The 23,258-nt window shown below is 63.2% G+C and carries 22 protein-coding genes and 1 pseudogene; 18 read left to right on the top strand and 5 right to left on the bottom strand.

Annotated features, from left to right (window positions below; translation table 11 throughout):
- The first annotated feature begins 4 nt into the window (after positions 1 to 4).
- From EKK97_RS21370 to EKK97_RS21335, 11 genes are all read left to right on the top strand, one after another.
- Complete coding sequence (locus EKK97_RS21370) at positions 5 to 1,351, top strand: MmgE/PrpD family protein (RefSeq protein ID WP_159555032.1); 1,347 nt, start codon at positions 5 to 7, stop codon at positions 1,349 to 1,351.
- Between the two features lie 126 nt (positions 1,352 to 1,477).
- On the top strand, positions 1,478 to 2,476 hold the full coding sequence (locus EKK97_RS21365) for a Bug family tripartite tricarboxylate transporter substrate binding protein (RefSeq protein WP_159555030.1): 999 nt from the start codon (positions 1,478 to 1,480) through the stop codon (positions 2,474 to 2,476).
- Positions 2,477 to 2,728: 252 nt separating this feature from the next.
- Positions 2,729 to 3,526, top strand: coding sequence for an enoyl-CoA hydratase/isomerase family protein (locus EKK97_RS21360; RefSeq protein ID WP_159555028.1), 798 nt, complete (start codon positions 2,729 to 2,731; stop codon positions 3,524 to 3,526).
- Positions 3,523 to 4,824 (top strand): acetate--CoA ligase family protein, encoded by a 1,302-nt coding sequence (locus EKK97_RS24070; RefSeq protein ID WP_201296961.1) that lies wholly within the window; start codon positions 3,523 to 3,525, stop codon positions 4,822 to 4,824. Before EKK97_RS21360 ends, EKK97_RS24070 begins: the two co-directional genes overlap by 4 nt.
- Positions 4,776 to 5,414 carry an acetate--CoA ligase family protein gene (locus EKK97_RS25560; protein WP_201296960.1) on the top strand — a complete coding sequence of 213 codons (639 nt, stop codon included), beginning with the start codon at positions 4,776 to 4,778 and terminating at the stop codon, positions 5,412 to 5,414. Before EKK97_RS24070 ends, EKK97_RS25560 begins: the two co-directional genes overlap by 49 nt.
- Positions 5,297 to 5,653 carry an acetate--CoA ligase family protein gene (locus EKK97_RS25555; protein WP_340162989.1) on the top strand — a complete coding sequence of 119 codons (357 nt, stop codon included), beginning with the start codon at positions 5,297 to 5,299 and terminating at the stop codon, positions 5,651 to 5,653. Before EKK97_RS25560 ends, EKK97_RS25555 begins: the two co-directional genes overlap by 118 nt.
- Positions 5,646 to 5,897, top strand: a complete 252-nt coding sequence (locus tag EKK97_RS24055; protein WP_201296958.1) for a Clp protease/crotonase-like domain-containing protein — start codon at positions 5,646 to 5,648, stop codon at positions 5,895 to 5,897. Before EKK97_RS25555 ends, EKK97_RS24055 begins: the two co-directional genes overlap by 8 nt.
- Entirely contained in the window at positions 5,834 to 7,726 is a 1,893-nt protein-coding gene (locus EKK97_RS21350; RefSeq protein WP_201296957.1) for a 3-hydroxyacyl-CoA dehydrogenase NAD-binding domain-containing protein, read from the top strand. The genes EKK97_RS24055 and EKK97_RS21350 overlap by 64 nt, the downstream gene beginning before the upstream one ends.
- 127 nt (positions 7,727 to 7,853) lie before the next feature.
- A complete protein-coding gene (locus EKK97_RS21345; RefSeq protein WP_159555026.1) occupies positions 7,854 to 8,351 on the top strand; it encodes a tripartite tricarboxylate transporter TctB family protein in 498 nt (165 codons plus the stop codon).
- A 9-nt stretch (positions 8,352 to 8,360) separates the two neighbouring features.
- Positions 8,361 to 9,869, top strand: coding sequence for a tripartite tricarboxylate transporter permease (locus EKK97_RS21340; RefSeq protein ID WP_159555024.1), 1,509 nt, complete (start codon positions 8,361 to 8,363; stop codon positions 9,867 to 9,869).
- Positions 9,870 to 9,992: 123 nt separating this feature from the next.
- A complete protein-coding gene (locus EKK97_RS21335; protein WP_159555022.1) occupies positions 9,993 to 11,186 on the top strand; it encodes an MFS transporter in 1,194 nt (397 codons plus the stop codon).
- Between the two features lie 15 nt (positions 11,187 to 11,201).
- Here the strand turns inward: EKK97_RS21335 and EKK97_RS21330 are convergent, their stop codons facing one another.
- Positions 11,202 to 12,086, bottom strand: coding sequence for a LysR substrate-binding domain-containing protein (locus tag EKK97_RS21330; protein ID WP_159555020.1), 885 nt, complete (start codon positions 12,084 to 12,086; stop codon positions 11,202 to 11,204).
- A gap of 480 nt (positions 12,087 to 12,566) precedes the next feature.
- Between EKK97_RS21330 and EKK97_RS25145 the strand changes: the two genes are divergently transcribed.
- From EKK97_RS25145 to EKK97_RS21305, 6 genes and pseudogenes are all read left to right on the top strand, one after another.
- Positions 12,567 to 12,935, top strand: coding sequence for a type 2 periplasmic-binding domain-containing protein (locus EKK97_RS25145; protein WP_236551313.1), 369 nt, complete (start codon positions 12,567 to 12,569; stop codon positions 12,933 to 12,935).
- Complete coding sequence (gene dctP / locus EKK97_RS21325; RefSeq protein ID WP_236551312.1) at positions 12,932 to 13,699, top strand: TRAP transporter substrate-binding protein DctP; 768 nt, start codon at positions 12,932 to 12,934, stop codon at positions 13,697 to 13,699. Before EKK97_RS25145 ends, dctP begins: the two co-directional genes overlap by 4 nt.
- 61 nt (positions 13,700 to 13,760) lie before the next feature.
- Positions 13,761 to 14,279 carry a TRAP transporter small permease gene (locus tag EKK97_RS21320; protein WP_159555018.1) on the top strand — a complete coding sequence of 173 codons (519 nt, stop codon included), beginning with the start codon at positions 13,761 to 13,763 and terminating at the stop codon, positions 14,277 to 14,279.
- A 5-nt stretch (positions 14,280 to 14,284) separates the two neighbouring features.
- Positions 14,285 to 15,582, top strand: a pseudogene (locus tag EKK97_RS26215) (TRAP transporter large permease).
- Positions 15,583 to 15,697: 115 nt separating this feature from the next.
- Positions 15,698 to 17,257 carry an acyl CoA:acetate/3-ketoacid CoA transferase gene (locus EKK97_RS21310; protein ID WP_159555016.1) on the top strand — a complete coding sequence of 520 codons (1,560 nt, stop codon included), beginning with the start codon at positions 15,698 to 15,700 and terminating at the stop codon, positions 17,255 to 17,257.
- Between the two features lie 17 nt (positions 17,258 to 17,274).
- The gene (locus EKK97_RS21305; protein ID WP_159555014.1) at positions 17,275 to 18,465 is read left to right on the top strand and encodes a thiolase family protein; all 1,191 of its coding nucleotides are present in this window, start codon (positions 17,275 to 17,277) and stop codon (positions 18,463 to 18,465) included.
- Between the two features lie 164 nt (positions 18,466 to 18,629).
- Here EKK97_RS21305 and EKK97_RS25130 read toward each other — a convergent pair whose 3' ends face one another.
- Positions 18,630 to 18,815 carry a hypothetical protein gene (locus EKK97_RS25130; RefSeq protein ID WP_236551309.1) on the bottom strand — a complete coding sequence of 62 codons (186 nt, stop codon included), beginning with the start codon at positions 18,813 to 18,815 and terminating at the stop codon, positions 18,630 to 18,632.
- A 68-nt stretch (positions 18,816 to 18,883) separates the two neighbouring features.
- Between EKK97_RS25130 and EKK97_RS21300 the strand changes: the two genes are divergently transcribed.
- Positions 18,884 to 19,654: a hypothetical protein gene (locus EKK97_RS21300; protein ID WP_236551308.1), complete on the top strand. Its 771-nt coding sequence runs from the start codon at positions 18,884 to 18,886 to the stop codon at positions 19,652 to 19,654.
- Between the two features lie 119 nt (positions 19,655 to 19,773).
- Here the strand turns inward: EKK97_RS21300 and EKK97_RS21295 are convergent, their stop codons facing one another.
- From EKK97_RS21295 to EKK97_RS21285, 3 genes are all read right to left on the bottom strand, one after another.
- Entirely contained in the window at positions 19,774 to 20,421 is a 648-nt protein-coding gene (locus tag EKK97_RS21295) for a DsbA family protein (protein ID WP_159555012.1), read from the bottom strand.
- A 180-nt stretch (positions 20,422 to 20,601) separates the two neighbouring features.
- Entirely contained in the window at positions 20,602 to 22,386 is a 1,785-nt protein-coding gene (locus EKK97_RS21290; RefSeq protein ID WP_159555010.1) for an acyl-CoA dehydrogenase, read from the bottom strand.
- 12 nt (positions 22,387 to 22,398) lie between these two features.
- A complete protein-coding gene (locus EKK97_RS21285) occupies positions 22,399 to 23,184 on the bottom strand; it encodes a 3-hydroxyacyl-CoA dehydrogenase (RefSeq protein WP_159555008.1) in 786 nt (261 codons plus the stop codon).
- Between the last annotated feature and the right edge of the window lie 74 nt (positions 23,185 to 23,258).

Raw genomic sequence — 23,258 nt, 5'->3', positions numbered from 1 at the left:
CGCAATGAACCATCCTATCGAATGCCTGGCACGGGTGGCGGACGAGTGGCAGCGCCGACCTTTGCCTCCAGAGGTGGATTGGGCAACGCGCCGCGCGCTGTTGGATTGGTTTGCCACCACGCTACCGGGCACTCGCCACGCACCTGCCACGCTGCTCTCCAAGGCGTTTGCCAGCACGCGGGGCGGCGGCAAGGCAGTGTGCTATGTCGATGGGCTGCAGGGCGCGCCACGCCATGCTGCCCTGTTGAACGCCACTGCCAGCCATACGGTCGAGTTCGACGATATCTTCAAGGACGGCGGCTACCACCCCGGCAGCTCCACCATCTCCGCCGCGCTTGCAGTCGCACAGGATATCGGCGCATCTCGCGAGCGGCTGCACCGTGCCATTATCGGCGGCTACGAAGTCGGCTGCCGTATCGCGCTGGCCATTCAGCCAAGCCACTACACCTACTGGCATACCTCGGCCACAGTGGGCACTATCGGCGCGGCAGTCTCTACGGCGATGCTCCTCGGCGCCAGCCAGCCGCAAATTGGCCACGCCATTGCCCTCTCGAGCAGCTTCGCCGGCGGACATCAACAAAACCTGCAAGGCGAAGGCATGGCCAAGCCGCTGCACGCCGGTCATGCGGCGGATGCGGGAATCCTGGCCGGAATGGCCGCCGCCCAAGGCGTGACGGCATCGCTCGACAGCCTGCATGCGCCTAACGGCTTCGCCGCGGCAACCAGCGACTCCAGCGGAGATTGGAAAGCCGCGCTGGATGGCATCGGCAACTGGACGCCCATCACGCGCATGACGATCAAGAATCACGGCTGCTGTGGGCATATCTTCCCGGCGCTCGATGGACTGAAGGTGCTCAGGGAAAGAGAGAACATACCCCTTGACCAGATCCAGAGAATCCACATCGAGGGATATGGCGCTACCTACTCGATGTGCAATCGGCCCGTCCCGAACACGGCCCAGGAAGCCAGGTTCAGCCTGCAGTATTGCGTTGCTGCCTTTTTGCTATCAGGAAAAGTCAGGCTGCAGGCGTTCGAAAGCGCGATGCTGAACGATGCGCGAATGCGTGACCTGATGAAAAAGGTGACGGTGTCGGAGAGGCAGGACATTGCCAAAGCATACCCCGCGAAGCGGATGGCCAACATCATTGTGACGACCGCCGATGGGAAGGAGGTCTCCCATTTCCAGGAATCTCGCAAGGGAGACCCGGAAGATCCCATGTCGGATGATGAGCTGATCGAGAAATACGATGAGTTGACGACAGGCATCCTTCCACGGCCCGAACTCGAGAAGATCAAGGGCAACATCATGTGGGGAAATGAGCTGCCTGGCGGGCTTGGGTTGTCGATCTAGCATTCACTGAACCAAAGGTTGGCCAAGCACCAATTTATCGTCGGTGGAAGCGTTTTTTAGGTCATGCCAGCATTGGTCAGTGTTGATGCTTGGTTCTTGTAATTGATAACAAGTGAGGTGAAGAAAATGAACAATAACTTCAAGAGCACGGTTTCGAAAACGTTTTTTAACGTTGCCGCCGTTTCGTTGTTGACCGTAACTTCTGCCGGAAGCCTTGCGGTCGCAGACGAGGGTGACTGGCCGTCAGGTCCAGTGAATCTCGTCATGCATACCCAGGCGGGCGGTTCGGCGGACGTATTCATCCGAACGCTAGCTGAAACGATGGAACCCCAGATTGGGCAGCAGATCGTCGTTATCAATTCGCCGGGCGGCGCGGGTGCCACTCAGATGTCCCGTATTCGCAGTGCGAAGCCCGACGGCCTGACACTGGGCATCAATACGCTTTCCCACTTCACCGGGATGCTGACCAATCTCAACGGTGTTTTCGAACTGGATGACTTTGCCTGGATCGCCTCGGCGCAGGAAGACGTGCATATCGTCTTCTCCAGAAGCGAGACGGGTATCGAGAGCGTTGGCGAGCTGCTCGAGAAAGCCGGAAATGGAAGCGAGAAAGTCAGCGTAGGAGGATTCGGCCCGGAAGGTTCCACGCAGAATATCGCCATTTCCATGCTCGAGAACGAGGCCGATGTCGAATTCGAGTGGATCGCCTATAACGGCACGCCCGACATCATCGCCGCTGTCATGGGTGGTCACGTGGACGTGGGGATCTCCAACCTCAGTGCGTTAAAGAGCTTTTTCGATGCTGACCGCATTCAAGGCGTCGGTGTCATTGCAGATGAAAGACTGGAAGGACTGCCGGACGTTCCCACCTTCGCAGAGCAAGGAGTCGACATCGATACCGGTTGGGTTCAGGTTCGCGGCGTTTTCGGTCCCGCCGGCATCCCGATGGAGACGCAGCAGCAGATCGCCGATGCATTCCATGAGGCCATGCGCTCCGAACATTACCAGGAGTATGCACGTAATGCCGGGGTCACCGATTCATGGATGGGCCCGGAAGAGTATACGGAGTTTGCAAGAAGGATAAGTGAAGTCGCCAAGGGTGAATTGGAAAAGTCTGGCGAATAGAAAGTTTATACCGTCGGTGCGGCAAGGTTGATGCTTCTGCCACACTGATTTCCTCAGAGTTGCGTGTCCTGTTTTATGCCCCGTTCTTCTCCTGTGGCTCTTTAGGGGTTCCCCTTGGTCATGGGCGGAGCCTTTTCTTTCCTTTGATTGAAGTGCGGGCAGGCAATGGCCTGGGTTTTATCGGGAAAGCCGTTGGGCTTCATTCTTTAAATAACTTTTTACATGACGGCTGTCATTCAAGAGGGGTGTGTCATGAGCCAGAACGAGCTGGTCAACTTTACGCTGGATGACGGAATTGCCCTGCTGACGCTGAACCGTCCCGACAAGCGCAACGCCATGAGCGATGCCATGCGGGCCGAGCTGGTGGAGCATCTGCTTGCGATCCGCACCGATCGCGCCATTCGCGCCTTGGTCATCACAGGGAGTGGCAAGGGTTTTTGTGCCGGCGGCGACATCGCAGGCATGAAAACGCGGATGGAAGCCGACCCTGCCACGGTGGGATTCAACGGCTGGGAGCGACAGCAGGGCGTGCACTACGCCGCCAGCCTGCTGCTGAACCTGCCGATTCCCACCGTGGCGGCCGTGAACGGCTCGGCGGCGGGGCTGGGCGCGGACCTGGCCCTCTCTTGTGACTTCGTCGTGGCATCCGAGCATGCCCACTTCACCTGGGCCTACATCGCCCGTGGGCTGGTGCCGGATGGCGGCGGCATGTACTTCCTGCCCCGTCGTGTCGGCCTGGCGCGTGCCAAGGCGCTGATCTTCAGCGGTCGTCGTGTGAATGCCGAAGAGGCCCTGCAGCTGGGCATTGCGGATCGGCTTTGCAGCGCCGACGAGCTGTTGGGCTCGGCCCGGGCCATGGCGGACGAGATGAGCAGTGGCTCGCGTACGGCGATTGCGCTGACCAAGTCGGTCATCAACAAGAGCTACGAGATGTCCGAGCACCAGGTGTTTGCCGAGGGCAGCAAGGCCCAGGGCATCTGTTACACCTCCGAGGAGCATCGCCGCTCGGTGCAGGCCTTTCTCGATCGCATGAAGGAGGCCCAGCAGTGAACCAAATACCAGCAGTGAACCAGATCGATGCCCTCCTCAATCCAAGAAGTATTGCGGTGATCGGTGCCTCTGCCGATCCGAAGAAAACCTCGGGCCTGCCCGTTTCCTACCTGATCAAGCATGGCTTCGGGGGGGCGATCTATCCGGTCAATCCCAAGGCCGACGAGATCCAGGGCCTCACCTGCTACCCGAGCGTGGAGGCGCTGCCTGAGGCCCCGGATGTCGGCCTGGTGCTGCTCAATGCCAGGCGCAGCATCGATGCGGTTCGCGGACTGGCTCAACTGGGCTGCAAGGCCGCGGTGGTGCTCGCCAGCGGCTATGCGGAGGCGGGGGAAGAGGGCCAGGATCTTCAGGCGCAGCTGAAGGAGGCCGCCGGTTCCATGCGTATCCTGGGGCCGAACACCATCGGCCTGGTCAACCTGACGGCCGGCATTCCCCTTTCCGCCAGCGGGGCATTGGAGGTCAGCGAGCTGCCTGCCGGCAGCGTGGCGGTGGTCTCGCAGAGCGGCGGCATCCTGGGGGCGCTGCTCTCGCGTGCGGCGGGCCGCGGCATCGGTCTCTCCTCGCTCATCTCCACCAGCAACGAGGTGGATCTGGAGGTGAGCGATTTCGTCGAGTACCTGATCGACGATCCCAGCACCAAGGTGATTGCGCTCTATCTGGAGAGCATTCGCCACCCTGCGCGCTTCCGTGAGGTGGCGATGCGGGCCCGCGAAGCAGGCAAGCCGCTGGTGGTGTTCAAGATCGGGCGCTCCGAGGCGGGGGCCAGCGCCGCCAGCTCGCACACCGGAGCACTGGCGGGAGAAGACCGCGTCTACGATGCCTTCTTCCGTGAGCTCGGTGTCATTCGCGTCAACACCTTCGATGAATTCCTCGACGTGCCCGCCGTCCTGGTGGCCGGCCGCCAACTGGCGGGGCGCCGCGTCGCCGTGCTGACCTCCACCGGCGGTGCCGGTACCCTCATCGCCGACAGCCTGGGCATCAATGGCTTCGAGACACCTCCGCCGGATCAGGCCACCGCGGAGAAACTGCGCGCCCTGCAGGGCGATACGCCAACGGCACTAGACCGCAACCCCATCGACGTGACCCTGGCGGGGCTGCAGCCCGATCTGCTGCGGCAAGCGATTCGCATCCTGCTCGAAAGCGACAGCTACGACGCCTTGATCGTGATCATCGGTTCCTCGGGCCTGGCCATGCCGGACCTCGTGGTCGGGCGATCAGCGATAGCCTCGATTCCAGCGACAAGCCGGTGCTGGCTTACGTCAGCCCCTATGCGCCGAATACGCTACAGCGCCTGAACCGGGCGGCGATTCCCGGCTTCAGCTCGCCGGAAAGTTGCAGTGCAGTGCTCGAAGCCCTGCACATCACCAGTCAGCCGCTGAAGGCTGGGGCCAGCCAGCCGAGCGTCCAACTGCCCGACGTGAGCGGCCTGCCCCAGGGCGCGATCGACGAGGCCGCCGCCAAGCAGCTGTTTGCCGAGGCGGGCATTGCCGTACCGCCGAGCCGTGTCGTGCACACGCGCGAGGAGGCCGAGCGCGCCGCCAGTGAAGTGGGAGCGCCGGTCGTGCTGAAGGTGCTGGACGCCAACCTGCTGCACAAGAGCGACATCGGCGGCGTGGCGCTGCACCTGAATGCGGACACGATCGGCGATCGCCTGGAGCAGATGACGCACCAGGTGAAATCCCACGTGGGGCGCCGTCCCGACGCCTACCTGGTGGAGGCGATGGTGTCGGGCGGCCACGAGCTGATCCTGGGGCCAATCGCGATGCCCTGGGCACGGCCATCCTGCTGGGTGCCGGTGGCGTCACCGCCGAGCTATTCAAGGACACCGCCATCCGGCTGCTACCGGCCCAGGGCGGTCTCACGCTGGAGCAGGCCAGGGAGATGATGCAGCAGCTGACCACCTGGCCCCTGCTCGACGGTTATCGCGGTGCACCGCGGCGCGATACCGAAGCGCTGGCGCAGGCGATCGTCCATTTCTCCGCCCTGATGGCGGCGCTGGGCGAGCGCCTGGTGACCTCGGAGATCAACCCGCTGTTCGTCCTGCCGGAAGGAGAGGGCGTGGTGGCGGCGGACGCGGTGCTCGTCCTCGATGAGGGCGGCGGGGAGGGCGGCTCCCATGGCTGAAGCGCGTACCGGCGGCCAGGTCCACCTGCGCCAGGAGGGGGCAGTGGCGGTCATCACCCTCGACAATCCTCCGGTCAACAGCAGCACCGACGCGGTACGTCGGGGCATCCTGGCCGCGCTGGGCCGGATCGACGTGCAGCGCACCACCGCTGTCGTGCTGACGGGGCGGGCCAGCACCTGGTGGCCGGCGCCGATCTGCACGAGCTGGAAAACGAGCCGACCGAACCGACGCTGCCGCAAGTGACGGCCGCGCTGGCTGGCTTTCCGCTGCCGCTGATCGCCGTGGTCAAGGGCCACACCCTGGGCGGTGGGCTGGAGCTGGCGCTGGCCTGCGACGTGCGGTTGGCGACGCCCACCGCCATGCTGGGGCTGCCCGAGGTCAGCGTCGGCGTCATCCCCGGTGCCGGCGGGACCCAGCGCCTGCCACGCGCCGTGGGACTGCCCAAGGCGTTGGAGATGATCGTCAGCGGCAAGCCCATCGCGGCCGCCGAGGCCAACCGGATCGGACTGGTGGACGAGCTGCTGACGGCGTCGGAAGAGGGCGCGGCGCTGCAGGCCGAAATCCTGGCCTACGCGAATCGCTACCGGGGCGGAAAACGGCCCCTGGCCGAGCGTGACGTCGCCCCCGTCGAGGAAGCGTCGCTGCAGGCTCAGGCGCAAAGGCTGCTGGCACGTTCACGCGGCTTGCCGGCGGCAGCCGTGGCGGCCGAGGTGGTAATGAGTGCCGCCAAGTCGAGCTTTGCCGAAGCGGTGGCCAAGGAACGGGCGCACTTCCTCGCCCTGCGTGGCAGCGAACCGGCACGCGCGCTGCGCTACCTCTTCTTTGCCGAGCGCGAGCCGCCCTTCACGCCGACCCGGGCCGTGGCGCCTCGCTCACTGGAGCGAGTCTCGGTGATCGGTGCCGGCACGATGGGCAGCGGGATCGCCCTCTGCGTGCTGCAGGTCGGCTATACGGTCGATCTGCTGGAGCGGAGTGCCGCGGCCCTCGAGGCGGGGGTGAAGCGGATCGCTCAGGAGCTGGAAGGGGATGTCGAGCGTGGGCGCATGACGGCCGAGCGGCGCGATGAGCTGCTGGCGAGACTGCGGCCTACCCAGGAGATCCAGGCGGTGGTCGGCACGGACCTGGTGATCGAAGCCATTGTCGAGGATCTCGACATCAAGCGGGCGCTGTTTGCCGACCTGGCCGGTCTTGTCGGCGAGGACACGCTGCTGGCGACCAATACCTCCTATCTCGATATCGACCGGATCGCGGAGTGTATCGCCAACCCGGCGCGCGTCCTTGGGCTGCACTTCTTCAGCCCTGCGCAGCGTATGGCGCTGCTCGAGGTGGTGCGCTGCAAGACCACCAGCGAGCAGACGCTCAGCACTGCCATCCAGTTCTCTCGGCGCCTGAAGAAGAAAGCGATCGTGGTGGCCAACAGCTGGGGATTTGTCGGCAACCGGCTGTACGCGGCCTATCGCCGTCAGTGCGAGTTCATGCTGGAAGAGGGCGCCAGCCCCGAACGGATCGATGCCGCCCTGGAGGCGTATGGCTTTGCCATGGGGCCGTTCAAGGTGGCCGACATGTCCGGGCTGGATATCGCCTGGAGGATGCGCCAGCAAACCATGGCCACCCGGCAGCTGCGCCGCTATGTGGGAATCCCCGATCTGATCTGCGAAGCCGGTCGCCTGGGGCGCAAGACGGGCAAGGGCTACTACCGCTACGGCGAAGACAAGCGCCCCGTCGCGGACCCCGAGGTCGCGGCGATCATCGATCTTTACCGCCAGGAGCAGGGCATCGAGGCGAGGGCGTTCGCTGACGAGGAAATCCAGCAGCGGGCGCTGCTCGCCCTGATCAACGAGGCGCTGCTGTTGCTCGATGAAGGCGTCTGCCAGCGACCGGCGGACATCGACATTGCGCTCGTGCACGGATACGGCTTCCCTCGCTGGCGGGGCGGGCCCCTCTTCATTGCGCGCCAGATGGGCCACGAGCGACTCCTGGCAGCACTCGAATGGCTTGCCGAAGTCAGTGGCAAGGGCCATGAACGGGGCGATGCCAGCCTGGTGGGGTGTCGATATTCTCCTTTCGTCTAGTTTGGCCCTAACGTTTACGTCGGTCGAGACTGAAGAATAGTCAGTTTCTGCGGATATGTTTCTGCGCCATGATGATGAAAAGGCTTGGATGAGCTGTTGAACATTACAAGAATTCTGGAGAGCGCCAATGAGTGATTTGTCACATGACTCTGAAGCCAAGGACGATGATGTTTCGGAGGTCAAGATAAGCAAAAAATGGTTTGAGGTTTTTGTCTATATCGTCCTTTTCCTGGTCAATGCCTTTTACTTCAAGGAGTCCTTGGGCCTGCCGGGGTCGCCGCGTGGTATTGGGGCCGGTGGATTTCCCTTCCTCGTCTCCCTGATCATCGGGGCATCGCTGATCGCGCTTCTCGGCGTGTCATTGGTTGCGCCAAGAAAGGGGGAAGTGGAGCCCTTCATTGCTGTTCGTCGCCCGGTGCAAGTCGTGTCGGTTATCGCCGTCATGCTCGCCATGGTTCTGTCTCTCCCGTGGACCGGGCCTCTTGTCGGTATTGCGCTGCTTTCACTGCTGGTGATGTGGCTGGGGGGCGAAAGACGTTATCTCCTGTTGCTTGGCCTACCGCCGCTGTTGTCCGTGGGTATTTATGTCCTCTTCGTGCTGGTACTTGGCGTCTATTTCGATTGAGGTGTGATCATGATTGACAATCTCCTGATAGGCCTGGATGCCTTTGCGAATCCGATGGTTCCCCTCGGCCTCGTCGCGGGCGCCCTCATCGGTTACCTGATCGGTGCCATTCCCGGCTTGGGGCCTAGCCTGGGCATCGCCCTGATGATCCCCTTTACCTACGGCATGGATCCCATCGTTTCCATCGTCATGCTGGTTTCCCTGTTCGCCGCGGCCGAGTACGGTGGCGCCATCTCCGGCATCCTGCTCAACTCCCCAGGTACGGCGGCGGCGGTTGCGACAGCCTGGGATGGCTACCCGCTTACCAAGCAGGGAAAGACGGGCATTGCGCTGAATATCTCCATCATTTCATCGGGCGTGGGTATCTTCGCCAGCGCCATTCTCCTGTTCCTTACCGCGGTGCCCCTCTCCGAGTATGCGCTCAACTTCGGGCCTACTGCCTACTTCGCTCTCGCTCTTCTTGGCCTGAGCCTGGTCTCCAGCCTATCCTCCGGCTCGCTGCTGAAAGGTGCCCTGGCCATGGGTATCGGGCTGGCCCTGGCCACGATCGGCCTGGATACCCAGACGGGGGTGCCTCGCTTCAGCTACCACGCCGATTTCTTCGAGGGCTTGCCCCTGGTGCCCGCCTTGCTGGGTCTGTTCGCCCTTTCCGAGGTGCTGTACATGATCGAGGCGGGGGCTAGCCATAAGACCAAGAACCAGCCCATGAGCGGGATCCTGGCCGTACCTTTCAAGACGTTCTACAAGATGAAGACGCTGTTCCTGAGGAGTTCTCTCATCGGCTACTTTGTCGGTGTGATACCCGGTGCAGGCGCTTCCGTCGGCTCCTTCGTCTCTTACGCCGTTGCCAAGCGTTTTTCCAAAAATCCTGAGCTGTTTGGCAAAGGCAGCTACGAGGGCATTGCGGCCTCGGAAACGGCGAACAACGCCTCGGTATCCGGGTCGCTGGCTCCAATGCTGGCCCTGGGTATTCCGGGCTCTGCCACCACGGCCATCATGATCGGTGCGCTCATGATCCACGGCATACAGCCGGGACCCTTGCTGTTCACCACCAACCCGCAGATCCCCTATACGGTCTTTGTCTCGCTGTGGATCAGTGTGCCGATCATGGTGTTCATCGGCCTGGCCGGCGCCAGGTTCTGGGCGAAAGTGGCCGATATTCCGCGCCCGGCGATAGCCGCCATCGTTGCCTCGATCAGCCTGATCGGCGCCTACGCATCCGAAAGCTCGATGTTCCCGGTCTATGTGGCGCTGGCATTCGGTGTCATCGGGTATGTACTGCGCAAGGCCAACATTCCCTTGGCTCCCGTCATCCTGGCTCTGGTACTGGGCGATATGCTGGAAACGAACCTTCGCCGTGCCCTTTCCATGTCGAATGGCGATGTGATGACATTCGTGACGAATCCCCTGAGTGCCACGCTGCTGGCGGTTGCGGTGCTATCGTTCGCCTTGCCGGCGCTGGGCGCTTTCCGTAACAAGATCAAAGGATTTCGTCGACAGCGCCCGATCGTCAGATAGCGGTGAACTGAAAAACTGTCGATAACGCTGGGGCGGGCGCGATGGGTGCCCGCCCTTTGAGTTTTCCGCTTCAACTCGGCTCCAGCACGGCATCAGGAGCCTGGCACAAAGGGACAGCATGCGATGCGGATGGAGTTTGCGTGTATTTGCCTGAGCTTGAGCATCGCCTTCCTCGTACAAACGATGCTGCTGGTGGCGGTACCGCTATCGGCCATCGAGCTTGGCGCAACGCCGTTGGCCTTGGGGCTGCTGGTCAGCGCGCCCTACGTTCTTCCGCTGTTCCTGGCGCTATCGTTTGGTTCTGTTGTTGCTCGCTGGGGGAGTGCACGTCCCCTGAAGCTGGGCGCAGCAGGCATGGTGCTGGGCGCATGGCTGCTGACTGCACTGCCGGGTTTTCAAGGGCTGATCGTGGGGCAACTGGTGATCGGTCTGGCGCAACTGATGATGATCATCTCGGCGCAAACTGCCGTTAGCTACTTCGGGAAAGGTACCAAGCTGGAGCGATACTTTGGCTGGTACACGACTTTTCTGTCTGTCGGTCAAATGCTCGGGCCTTTGCTGGCCGGATGGATAATCGATCATCGAGGGGGAACGTCGAGCGCAATTCATGCTGCTTTTCTGCTGTCTTTAGTCTCGTTGGTGGCGATTTTTATCTCAAATAAAAGAAAAGGCCATGGTGGCGATAAGACAAAATTAGGATGGAAGGTGGGACTGGCAAGGCAGTTGGTACTGATAAAAAACACGCATGGCGTTCAACTTTCCATGATCGTTTCGCTTGCGGCGATGCTGGCGTTGGGAGCGCACTCCAGCTATCTACCCGTGTACCTGGAAAGCCTGGCACTCTCAGGCACCACGATCGGTCTCATTGTCAGCCTACGCGCTCTTTCCTCGATGGCCATCAGGCCATTCACAAGCATGACCGTCCGTCTCCTTCGCGGACGTTATGCCACCATGGCTTTGACCATGACATTCATGGCGTCAGGCTTGTTGCTGACCGGTTTCGCAGGCAACTTCTACCTGCTGTGTTGCTTTTCGATTCTGGTTGGGGTGGGGGTGGGGCTGTCGCAACCGCTTTCGATGGTGGTGATTGCCGAGGAGGTGGTCGAAGAGCAGAGAGCGCAAGCCTTGGCGATGCGCCTCATGGCCAACCGAGCGATGCAGTTCCTCGCGCCTTTGCTTCTCGGGTTTGCCACACAGCTTGGTGGCTTTACGGTGGCCTATTTCATCTGCGGCGTGCTGCTGTTCTTGCACCTGGCACTGTTTAACTGGCTGCGGCGTCGCCATGACAGGAATCTTGTTCGGCAGTTTTCTGAATGACGGCCAGGTTGGCTGTCATAGCGGCTGCTCTATCAGTCCTCTCATCCATTCCAGAAACTTCAGCAGAGCATCCGAGGGGCGGGCGTCCTTTGGCCAGGTCAAGTAGTAGGCTTCGCCCGTTTTGCAGACGAAGTCCGATAGCGCCACGAAGCCGCCATCCTGAAGCTGGCGCTCGATAAATACTTTAATGGCGATGGCGCAGCCAATATCCATCGAAGCCGCTTCATAGGCTAGGGCAGAGTTGTCGAACTTTATTCCCATCTCTGGGTCAGCCTGGCTCCCGCTTGCTTCTATCCATTTCTTCCAGTCATCCGGGCGTGCCATCGAGTGCAATAGGCGAACTCGTGAAATATCACCTTTTGCCAGGTTCTCTGTCGCCCACAGGGAGGCTGATACGATCGGAATCAGCTCGATGTCGACCAGCTTTTCTGCGTGCAGCCCCGGCCAGTCTCCGTGCCCCGAGCGGATGGCGGCATCCACGTTCTGTGAGCTGAAGTCGACGGGCTTCAAGGACGAAGACAGTTTTACCTCAAGCAGCGGATTTTTCTTGTGGAAATCGGCCAGTCTTGGGATCAGCCATCTCTGGGAAAACGTGGTGTAGGACTGTATCGAAAGCGTGTCTCGCTGATTGCGTCGCGATACTTTGCGTGACGCTTTTTCAATGTCCCGAAAGGCGTTTTTTATCCCATCGTAGAGTTCCGCGCCTTCCTGGGTGAGTTCTATTCCTCGATGCAGGCGCGTAAATAGAGTTACGCCAAGATAATCTTCCAATACCTTTACCTGCCGGCTGACGGCCACTTGGGAAACATGCAGCTCATCGGCGGCACGAGTGAGGCTGCGTAAGCGAGCAGCTACCTCAAACGCTCTTAGCGGATTTAGAGGGGGTAGTGGATGGCTCATATCGTTACCAAGGAAACTTCGAAGCGTTATGTTTTATAGAATCCGCCTTTTCCTGAAAGGTACGATTCCGAGAGACCAACCGCTACATTCAGGAGTGTATCGCCCCCGATTACTACCTGCAACGATCATCACTGGCAGCGCGGGTCAATCAGCGTGACGTGCTCGGAAAACGTACCGTCATTGCGAGACATTCGCGAAAATGCAGAGCCGATCCTCCACCGGTGGAGGGGGCTCGATCACGGTAATGAAGCTGAGTGGTCGGAGACGGTACCTTGTGCTTTACACCGCCCAAGGATGAAGAAGTCCCTCCTGGCTCGGTCCCGGGGCGGAGCCCTTGCGCCTGGCGAAGCGGCTAGTGACGGGTCCTATACCAAAGTCGGGTATCGAGAGGGGTTGCTGACTGGACTATAATCGGCTCTCAGATAGATGATAAAGACCATTGTTTTATACACAAACAAATATAAGCCCCGAGGTAACCCCATGACACGTCGCACGCTGCTCAAGTCTCTTGCCGTCGTCGCTACCGCCGGTAGCCTGGTGCTCGCCGGCCAAGCCCAGGCCCGCGAGCTGCGCATGGCACCCGGTGTACCGCCGGCGCATCCCGCCTATGATCCGATGTTCACCGAATTCGCCGAGCGCCTGGCCGAGAAGACCGATGGCGACTTGGCGGGCAGCCTGCTGGGGACCGAGGTGGCCAACATCGGCAACATGCGCAACGCCATCCGCAGCGGCCTGGTGGAGGTCGGTCTCTTCCTGCCGGCCTACTTTCCGGCCGACCTGCCCGAGATCAACCTGGTCGGCGACCTGGCCTTCCTGGGCACCAACCCCCATGCCATGGGGCGGCGGTGACCGAGTACATCGTCACTTGTGACGAGTGTCAGCAGGAGCTCAAGAAACTGGGCATCGTCTACACCAGCTCTCATGCTTCGGATCTCTACCGGATTCTGAGTACCGAGCCGGTACGCTCTCTCGACGACCTCAAGGGGCTGCGCATGCGCGTGGGTGGCCCCCAGTATTCCCGCTGGGCCGAATCGGTGGGCATGTCGCCGGCATCCATCCCGGTGGGAGAGACTTACGAATCGCTCTCCCAGGGCGTGATAGAAGGCACCATCGCTTCCATTGCCGATATCATCTCCTTTCGCCTGGATGACGTGCTGAATTATGTCACCGATGTCGAGCTGGGCACGTTCCATAGCACCATTTCCCATGCGGTCGGTCAGCAGGCCTGGGACTCTCTCTCTGCCGAGCAGCGTGAGGCACTGGTGCATGCCTCGGTCGAGGCATCCGCCGCCATCACCCAGCGCTGGGGCTACGAGATGGCCGACGAGGCTCGTGAAGTGGCCCGAGAGAGCGGCATCGAGATGCTGGAACCCGAGCCCGAGCTGTTGGAGGCCATCGAGGCGTTCCTCGAGCAAGACCTGGCCTATGCCGCGGAGCAGGCGGAGAGCCGCCACGGCGTGGAGGATGCCGCAGCCAAGATCGAGCGTTTCCAGTCGCTGGTAGAGAAGTGGAACGCCATCGTCGAGGAGGTCGGCGAGGATCCCGAGGCGGTCGCCGAGGCCATGAATCGCGAGGTCTGGGACGCGGTGGATTTCTCCAGCTACGGAACCTGATCTCACGCATCCGAAGGCCGCCATGCCGGCCTTCGGTTATTGCCCTTGCCGGAGATTCGTCATGGATGCGCTCTATCGCCTCACCAACCGGGCCGCCGTCGGTCTGGCATTGCTGGGAACGCTCGGCATCCTGCTGATGGTGATTCATATCACCCTCGATGTGCTGCTGCGCGCGACGCTGTCCGTATCGATTCCCGCCACCGTGGAGCTGGTGACCCGCTACTACCTGGTCACACTGGCCCTGCTGCCGCTGGGCTGGGTCGAGTGGCGCCGGCAGATGATCGCCGTGGAAGCCCTGGAGGGGCTGATGAAGCCCTGGCTGGTGCGCCTGTCCGACGTGCTGGTGTCGCTGCTCTCGGCCGCGGTCTATGCCGTGCTGGCCGTGGCCACCTGGGGCAAGGCGATGGAGCAGTACGATATCGGCTCCTACGTAATGTCGCTGAACTTCCCCATGCCGGTCTGGCCGACCTACTTCGTTCTGCCCGCTGCCTTCGCCCTGGCGGCGGTCGTCTGTGTGGTGCGGCTGCCGTTCCTGGCTTGCGGCGCGGCCCATCCTTCCAGCACGCCAGATGAAAGGTGATCTCCATGTCCGTTGACGTCGGCTTCTACGGCCTGGCCATTCTGATGTTGCTGCTGGCGCTGCGGGTGCCGGTGGCGCTCGCACTGGTCGTGGTTTCGCTGGGCGGCATGACGATGATGTTCGGCTGGAACACGGCCATCGGCATGCTCTCCTCGACGCCCTACGAGTTCATCGCCAAGTGGACGCTCAGCGCGGTGCCGATGTTCCTGCTGATGGGCTTCGTCTGCTATCACACCGGTCTCACCAACGGGCTGTTCAGTGCCGCCAAGGTGGTGTTTCGCTGGCTGCCCGGCGGAGTGGCGATCTCCAGCATCATGGCCAGCTCCGGCTTTGCCGCGGTGAGCGGCTCGAGCGTGGCCTGCTCGGCGGCCATGGGGCGTATCGCCATTCCCGAGATGGTGCGTGGCGGCTACAAGCCGAGCTTCGCCTGCGGCACCATCGCCGCCGGCGGTACCATCGGCGCGCTGATTCCCCCAGCATCCTGATGATCGTCTATGGCGTGTTCGCCCAGGTCTCGATCACGCAGGTGTTCCTCGGGGGCATCACCATCGGCCTGCTGACGGCGCTGAGCTACAGCCTGGTGATTCTTTTGGTCAGCTGGTGGCGACCCGACATCGTGCCGCGGGAGGCCGTGGGGTCCCGCGACATCACCGCCCGACAGGCACTGCTCGACATCTGGCCGGTGCTGGTGCTGGGCGTGCTGGTGTTCGGCGGTCTCTTCTCGGGTTTCTTCACCGCCACCGAGGCGGGGGCGGTGGGGGCCGCCGGGGCGATTCTCATCGGCCTGGTGCTCCGGCGCCTGAACGGCCAGGCGATGAAGGCCGCACTGCTCGAGACCCTTTCCACCACCTCGGCGCTGCTGATCATCGGCGTGGGGGCCAGCATGTTCACCCTGTTCCTCAGCCTGAGCGGCCTGGCCGGTTACATCACCGGGGCGGTGACCGGCTGGGAACTCTCCTATCTCGAACTGATGCTGGTGGTGGTGCTGATTTACCTCTTCCTGGGGCTGTTCATGGAGCCCTTCGGCGCCATGCTGGTGACCCTGCCGGTGCTGCTGCCGGTTTTCGAGCTGTATGACGTGAGCCTGATCTGGTTCGGCGTGCTGCTGGTGAAGCTGCTGGAGATCGGCATGATTACCCCGCCGGTGGGCATGAACATCTTCGTGATCAAGGGCGTGGCGGGCCAGTACGCCTCGCTGATGGACATCTTCCGTGGCGTGTCGACTTTCCTGGTAGCCGACATTGTCGTGGTGGCGCTGGTGGTCTTCTTCCCCCAGATCGTGCTGGTGCTGACCGGCGGCTGATCCACCACAGGATGGCTGCGCGGCCAATCGCCAGCCTTTCTTCGATTCATATAGTTTGTTTATAAAACAATATGTTTAATTCTCAATCACAATCCCTCCCAAGGAGGCCGAGAGAGTGAACAAGGTCATCGACAGCACCACTGCGGCGGACCTGATCCGGGATGGCGACACCGTCATCTGGACCACCGCCGGCCTGAGCGGCTTCGCCGAGGCCGTGGCCACGGCGCTGGAGCGGCGCTTCCTGGAGACCGGCGCGCCCCGCGATCTCACCGTGGCGCACAGCTGCGGCTGTGGCGACGGCAAGAGCCGCGGTATGAACCACCTGGGCCATGCCGGGCTGGTCAAGCGCCTGATCAGCGGCCACACCGGTCAGGCCCCGCGCATGGGCGAGCTGATTCGCGAGAACCAGATCGAGGGCTATCTGCTGCCGCAGGGCGTGCTGGCCCATTTATGGCGCCACATCGCCGGCAACAAGCCCGGCGTGCTCAGCAAGGTAGGGCTGGGTACCTTCGTCGACCCGCGCCTGGAGGGTGGCAAGGCCAACGCGGCGGCCGTCGAGGACCTGGTCAAGCGGGTCGAGCTCGAGGGCAAGGAGTGGCTGCTCTACCGCACCTTCCCGGTGAACGTGGCGGTGATTCGCGCCACCACCGCTGACGAGCGCGGCAATTTGAGCATGGAGCGCGAGGCGTTGTTTCTCGAGCAGCTCTCCATGGCCCAGGCGGCCAGGAACAGCGGCGGCATCGTCATCGCCCAGGTCGAGTACCTGGCCCAACAGGGCAGCCTGCATCCCCAGCGGGTCAAGGTGCCGGGCGACCTGGTCGACTACGTGGTGGTGGCCGAGCCCGAGCATCACATGCAGACCATCACCACCACCTACAACCCGGCCCTGGCCGGCGATCTCAAGGTGCCGCTGGGCGGCATCAAGCCGCTGCCGCTGGACCCGCGCAAGGTGATCGCCCGGCGCGCCGCCATGGAACTGGTGCCGGGCGGGGTGGTCAACCTCGGCATCGGCATGCCGGAAGGGGTCTCCAGCGTGGCCGCCGAGGAGGGTGTCAGCGACCTGTTGACCCTGACCACCGAACTCGGCACCTACGGCGGCGTGCCGGCCAGCGGCGGCGACTTCGCCACCTCCTACAACGCCGAGGCGATCATCGACCACGGCTACCAGTTCGACTTCTACGACGGCGGCGGGCTGGACGTCTGCTTCCTCGGCCTGGCCCAGACCGACCACGAGGGCAACCTCAACGTCAGCAAGTTCGGCGACAAGGTGGTGGGGCCGGGCGGCTTCATCAACATCAGCCAGAACGCCCGCAAGGTGGTGTTCTGCGGCACTTTCACCAACGGCGGCGAGCTGGCGATCGAGGAGGGCCGCCTCGCCATTCGCCAGGAGGGCCAGCGTCGCAAGTTCGTTCAGCGCGTCGACCAGATCACCTTCAGCGGCCGCTACGCCCAGGAGACCGGCAAGCCGGTGCTGTTCGTCACCGAGCGCTGCGTCTTCGAGCTGATCGACGGCGAAGTCACCCTCACCGAGATCGCCCCGGGCCTCGACGTCGAGCGCGACATCCTGGCGGCCATGGACTTCGTGCCGCGCATCGCCAGCGAGCTGCGCGAGATGCCGGAGGCGCTCTTCCAGCCCCGCTGGGGCGGCCTGCGCGAGCACCTGGCACGCGACTGAGCATCAGGAGATCAGACATGTTCAAGAACGCCTACATCCCCTACGGCGGCTACTACTCCAGCCCCTTCTGCAAATGGATGGGCAGCCTGGCCAACGCCAACGCCATCGAACTGGGCGCGGCCACCAGCAAGCGCTGGTTCGCCAGCCGCGGCATCGACCCCACGCTCATCGACTACCTCTACCTGGGGGTGTCGGTGGGCCAGAAGTCGATCTTCTACGGCGCGCCCTGGGCCGCGGCCATGATGGGGGCCGGCCAGGCACCCGGCCAGAACATCACCCAGGCCTGTGCCACCGCGACCACGGCGGTGTTCAATGCCGCCCTGGCGGTAGATGCCGGCAGCTTCGAGACCACCTACTGCCTGCTCGCCGACCGCCCCTCCAACGGCCCGCACACCATCTGGCCCAACCCCAACGGGCCGGGCGGCGAGGTGATCGCCGAAAACTGGAACATGGACAACATCGCCGCCGACCCGGCCACCGGCAAGGACATGCTGACCACCGCCGAGAACGTCGCGCGTGAGCATGGCTTCAGCCGCGAGCAGGCCGACGAGCTGACCCTGCGCCGTTACGAGCAGTACGCCGAGGCGCTGGCTAACGAGCGTGCCTTCCAGAAGCGCTACATGTTTCCCGTCGAGGTGGCTGTCTCGCGCAAGGAGACCAAGCTCGTCGAGGCCGACGAGGGCGTCACCGCCACCAGCGCCGAGGGGCTCGCCAGGCTGCGGGCGGTACAGCCCGATGGCATTCATACCTATGGGGCCCAGACGCACCCGGCGGATGCCAACGCTGGCATCGTCGTCACCACCCGCGAGCGAGCCGTGGAGCTCAGCCGCGACCCGCAGATGGCGGTGCAGGTGGTGGCCTACGGCCATGCCCGGACCAAGCCGGCGCACATGCCCATGGCCCCGGCCACCTCGGTGCAGCGCGCCCTGGATCAGGCGGGCCTGACCCTCGACCAGATCAAGACGATCAAGAATCACACCCCGTTCATCGCCAACGACCTGCACCTGGCCAAGGCGCTGGGGCTCGACGCCCACAGCTTCAACAACTACGGCACCTCGCTGGTCTACGGCCACCCCCAGGCGCCGACGCTGGCTCGCCTGCTGATCGAAGCCATCGAGGAGACCGCACTCAAGGGCGGCGGATATGCCCTGGTGACCGGCTGCGCCGCCGGCGACTCTGCCGCCGCGCTGATCGTCAAGGTGGGCTGAGTTCTTTCCGGTCATTCCAACCGGGAGCGCCCGTCAATGGAGCCGGCGGGTGTGCAAGCAAGAGAGCAAGGGACAAGGGTTGCACAACTTAGTCATCGAACTAGAACAATACGGAGATCTTAAAGATGTTGAACAACAAAAGACTGGCCATGGCGGTCGCGATTTCAGCCGTTGCCGCACAGGCCCATGCCCTGGATCTGGGTGAATTCGGTGGGGCGAATCTCAGCATCGGAGGCTATGTAAAGGCGGAGGGAATCTTTACCAATCCGGATGAGGGAGACCGGAACTTCGATGCCAATGCTCGCCAGTCGCGCATCAACTTCCAGGTCGACAGAGAAGTCCAGGGTCATAGCGTGACGGGCTTCATAGAGGGCGACTTCTGGATAACGCGACGGATGAAACGGATACGAGCTATGCCATGCGCTTGCGCCATGCCTACATCCAGGTCGACGACCTGACCCTCGGGCAGACCTGGTCGGGCCAGTTCTTTGCCAACGCGCCATTCGACGTCGAGATCCTCGATTTCTACGGCACTGGGGTCGGCAGCGTTTCCGGTAGTGGGGCGGTCGTACGACCCGATGTGGTGCTGCACTATACGCCGGGTGGGTTCCGCTTTAGCCTCCAGGACCCGGTCTACCAGGATGCCGACTACCCGGACATGGTGGCATCCTATACGCACCGCACCGAGGCGGGACACGCCTTCAACGCTGCCGTGACCGGGCGGGAGGTCGAGACCGGCATCGATGAATCGAAATTCGGCGCCGCGTTCTCCCTGGCGGCAAAGTTTAAATTCGGCGACACCGCTCTCGCCTTGAGCGGCTACACGGGAAAAGGCAACAACATCTACTCCGGCTGGGGGTATAACGGCGCGACGAACCCTGCCAGCGTGGCCGCGAGTGGAGAGGTCAACGCCGATGGCGACCTGGTGAGCACGACAGGCTATACGGCAGGTGTGAGCCATCGATTCAATGAGCAGTTCCGCGGCAACATTCGCTATGCCCAGGTGGAAGCGGACGAGGTCGCGCCGACCGTTGCTGATGACACGCTCAAGATGATGAACGTCAACCTGATCTACACCTACCTGCCCAATCTGGACTTTGGCATCGAGTGGCGTGACCGTAATGCGACGACGATGCCGCTGCGTCCGGGCGGGCAGCAGGTGGAATTGATGGCGATGTACAAGTTCTAACGAGAGTTTATCGCCAACCGTTCGTTCCTTGTTTCGATCGTCATCGTTGGGGCGAATCACCGATGGGTGTCGATGATTCGCTCCTTTTTGTTGGCAGCTGAATGCTGGATGAATACGAACTAGACGTTCACTTTCAACGCCGATTCTAGCGTGTCGACATCGCCGTAGAGGGCGCTCGAGTTCACCACGCGAGCGCCTTTTTCATCGCTGACGACCAAGGTGGGAACGCCGTTGGCGCCGACGCGGCGCATCCACGCCTTGCCCTCGGCGATCCGTGCCTGGTTGCTCGTGATCAGCTCGTCGTCCTGCGCGTGGAAGCGGCGTGCCGCGTCTGCCAGGTCCAGCGACTCCAGCACGGAGGCCACGATGGCCGGATCGGCGTTGTTGCGACCTTCGACATAGCGTGCGCGCTGGAGGGCGTGAAGCGCGGCGAACTCCCGGGTTGGTTCGGTCAGGCGTACGGCGGTGAGCGCCAGCGTTGCCGGTCCGGAATCGACCCGCCACTCACGGTTACCCAATACCCCATCGCGATAGGCGTCGCTGAATGGCTGGCCGGTGAGTCGCGCGATGCGCTGATCGGCCGCCCAGGCATGAGCGGCGAAGCCATCATTCATGGCAAAGGCGCCCTCGCCGGCAAAGAGCCCGGTGGGGACCAGTTGGACATCGTGCTCGGCTCGTTCCAGCAGCCTTTCCATTACCACTGCCGCACCGTAGCACCAGCCGCACTGTGGATCGAACAGGTAGATGAGGCGAGTAGGGGCGGTCATCGGCTTCCTCGGCATGGTGTTGGCGTGAACCGCTGATCTAATCCCATCGAGGAACGGACCACAAGAAGTCAGCGCCCGGTGAGCAGGTCAGCGCGATGTGACCTTTGCCTGTGGGCGAGAGGCACAGCGGCGGCCGATGTCTGTGCGTTTCTCGTGCGCGTAGGCTCAGAGCCTTCTCTCTCACAGCCCTCTCTCGGGAAAGCGGGCCAGCACTGCACCGGCGTGGCGCAAGGTATGGCCATGGGCCTGAGCCTGGGGTGCCTGGGTGGCGAGATAGAAGCGGGCCAGTTCGCTCAGCCCTGTCAGGTAGTCGGGGTCGCCTTCGCCTGCTGCGCGGCGGGTTTCGGCGGCCAGCGCCAGACGGGCCATCTGCCAGGCGCCGCAGGCGATGCCGAGCAGGTGCAGCAGGGGCACAGCGCCGGCGTAGAGTTTGGCGGTGTCGGCCTGGTGGGCCAGCAGCCAGTCGACGGTTCCGTCGAGCAGGGTGGCCTGGTCGTGGAGCGGCTGCGCCAGGTCGTTCAGGTGTTCATGACCGTCGAGCCGACCGGCCGTCTGACGAATATCTGCGATCAGCTCGCGCAGGGTGGCGGCGTCCTCACGCAGGATCTTGCGCCCTAGCAGGTCGTTGGCCTGGATGCCGGTGGTGCCCTCGTAGATGGTGATGACACGGGCGTCGCGGAACAGCTGGGCGACCCCGGTCTCCTCGACGAAGCCCATGCCGCCGAACACCTGGATCGCCTCGTCGCACAGGTCGTTGCCCACCTCGGTGCACCAGCCCTTGGCCACCGGCATCAGCAGGTCGACGTAGTGGCGATGCTTGTCGGCGACCTCGGCATCGGGGTGGTGGCGGGCGAGGTCGAACCAGCCGGCGGCGCTGTAGAGCAGGCCGCGCATGGCCATCAGCCGGGCGCGCATCGACACCAGCATGCGCTTGACGTCGGGGTGGGCGAGGATCGGTAGGCCGACTTCGCCGGTGACGATATCGCGCCCCTGCACGCGCTCTCGGGCGTAGGCGAGGGCGGCTTGGTAGGCGCGCTCACCCAGTGCCACGCCCTGAACGCCCACGTTGAAGCGGGCCTCGTTCATCATCACGAACATGGTGGCCAGACCCTGGTGCGGCTCGCCCACCAGATAGCCCAGGGCGCCGCCGTCGTCGCCGTAGCTGAGGGTGCAGGTGGGGCTGCCGTGGATGCCCATCTTGTGCTCGATGGCGATGCAGCGAATGTCGTTGCGCGGCCCCGGCTCGCCCCGTTCGTCGAGCAGGTACTTGGGCACCAGGAACAGCGACAGGCCTTTCACCCCCGGCGGGGCGTCGGGCAGCCGGGCCAGCACCAGGTGCACGATGTTGGGGGTGAGCTCGTGTTCGCCGTAGGAGATGAAGATCTTCTGGCCGAACAGGCGGTAGGCGCCGTCGCCCTCGGGCTCGGCGCGCATGCGCGTGGCGGCCAGGTCGGAGCCGGCCTGGGGCTCGGTGAGGTTCATGGTGGCAGCCCATTCGCCGCTGACGATCTTTGCGAGCCAGGTGGCCTTCTGTTCCTCGCTGGCGGCGATCATCAGTGCCTCGGTCTGGCCCACGTTGAGCTGGGGCAGCATGGCGAAGGCCATGTTGCTGGCGAACCACATCTCCCACACCGGGGTGGAGACCAGCTTGGGCAGCCCCTGGCCACCATGCTCAGGGGGCAGGGAGAGGCCGATCCAGCCGGCCTCGCGGAACCGGTCATAGGCCGCCTGCCAGCCCTCGGGGGTGACCACTCGCTCACCTTCCAGGCGACAGCCCTGGCGGTCGCCGACGGTATTGAGCGGCGCGAGCACGCCGGCGGCGAACTTGCCGGCCTCTTCCAGCACGGCGCTGACCAGATCCGGAGAGGCATCTTCGCAGCCGGGCAGCTCGCCGATCCGCTCGAGACCGGCCAGCTCCTCGAGGATGAACTGCATATCGCGCAGCGGCGCTTGGTAATCGAGCATGGCGATGAGGACTTACCTTGGTGCCATACGGATCGCCCCATCTACTCGAATGGTTTCGCCGTTGAGCATGGGGTTGTCGACGATATGGCAGGCCAGGCGCGCGAATTCGCCAGGCTCGCCCAGCCGGTTGGGGAAGGGGATGGACGCGGCCAGGGACTGCTGCGCCTCTTCCGGCAGCGCCTCCATCAGCGGGGTCTTGAACAGCCCCGGGGCGATGGTCATGACGCGAATGCCGTGGCGCGCCAGCTCCCGGGCGATGGGCAGGGTCATGGCGACGATGCCGCCCTTGGACGCCGCATAGGCGGGCTGGCCGATCTGGCCGTCGTAGGCCGCCACCGAGGCGGTGTTGATGATCACCCCGCGCTCGCCGTCGGCCTGGGGCTCGCCCTTGGCCATGGCGGCGGCGGCCAGGCGCAGCATGTTGAAGCTGCCCAGCAGGTTGATGTTGACGATGCGCGAGAAGGCTTCGAGCGGCAGGGGCTCGCCGTGGCGATCGACCACCTTGGCGGGGTCGCCGACTCCGGCGCAGTTGATCAACCCCTGCAGGCCACCGAAGGTGTCCACGGCCAGCGTCACCACGGCCTGGGCATCGGCTTCGCTGGTGACGTCGGTGCGCTGGAACAGCGCGCGGTCGGTGGCGCTCCTGGCGTTCAGCTCTTTCGCCAACGCCTCGCCGCGCTCGGCATTGAGATCAGCGATCACCACGTTGCCGCCGGCGTCGTGCAGGGCGCGCGCGGTGGCTTCTCCCAGCCCCGAGGCGCCGCCGGTGACGATGAAGGTATTGTCCTGGAACTTCATGGTAACTCTCCCGGAACGTTGGTGTTCAACCAGAGATGGACTGACTCATGTGACGATCGAGCGCAGCATGAACC

This window comes from Billgrantia tianxiuensis, assembly GCF_009834345.1.
Lineage (GTDB): Bacteria > Pseudomonadota > Gammaproteobacteria > Pseudomonadales > Halomonadaceae > Halomonas > Halomonas tianxiuensis.
Note: the sequence above shows the minus strand (reverse complement) of the source record. Positions and strands in the feature narration are given on the sequence as shown.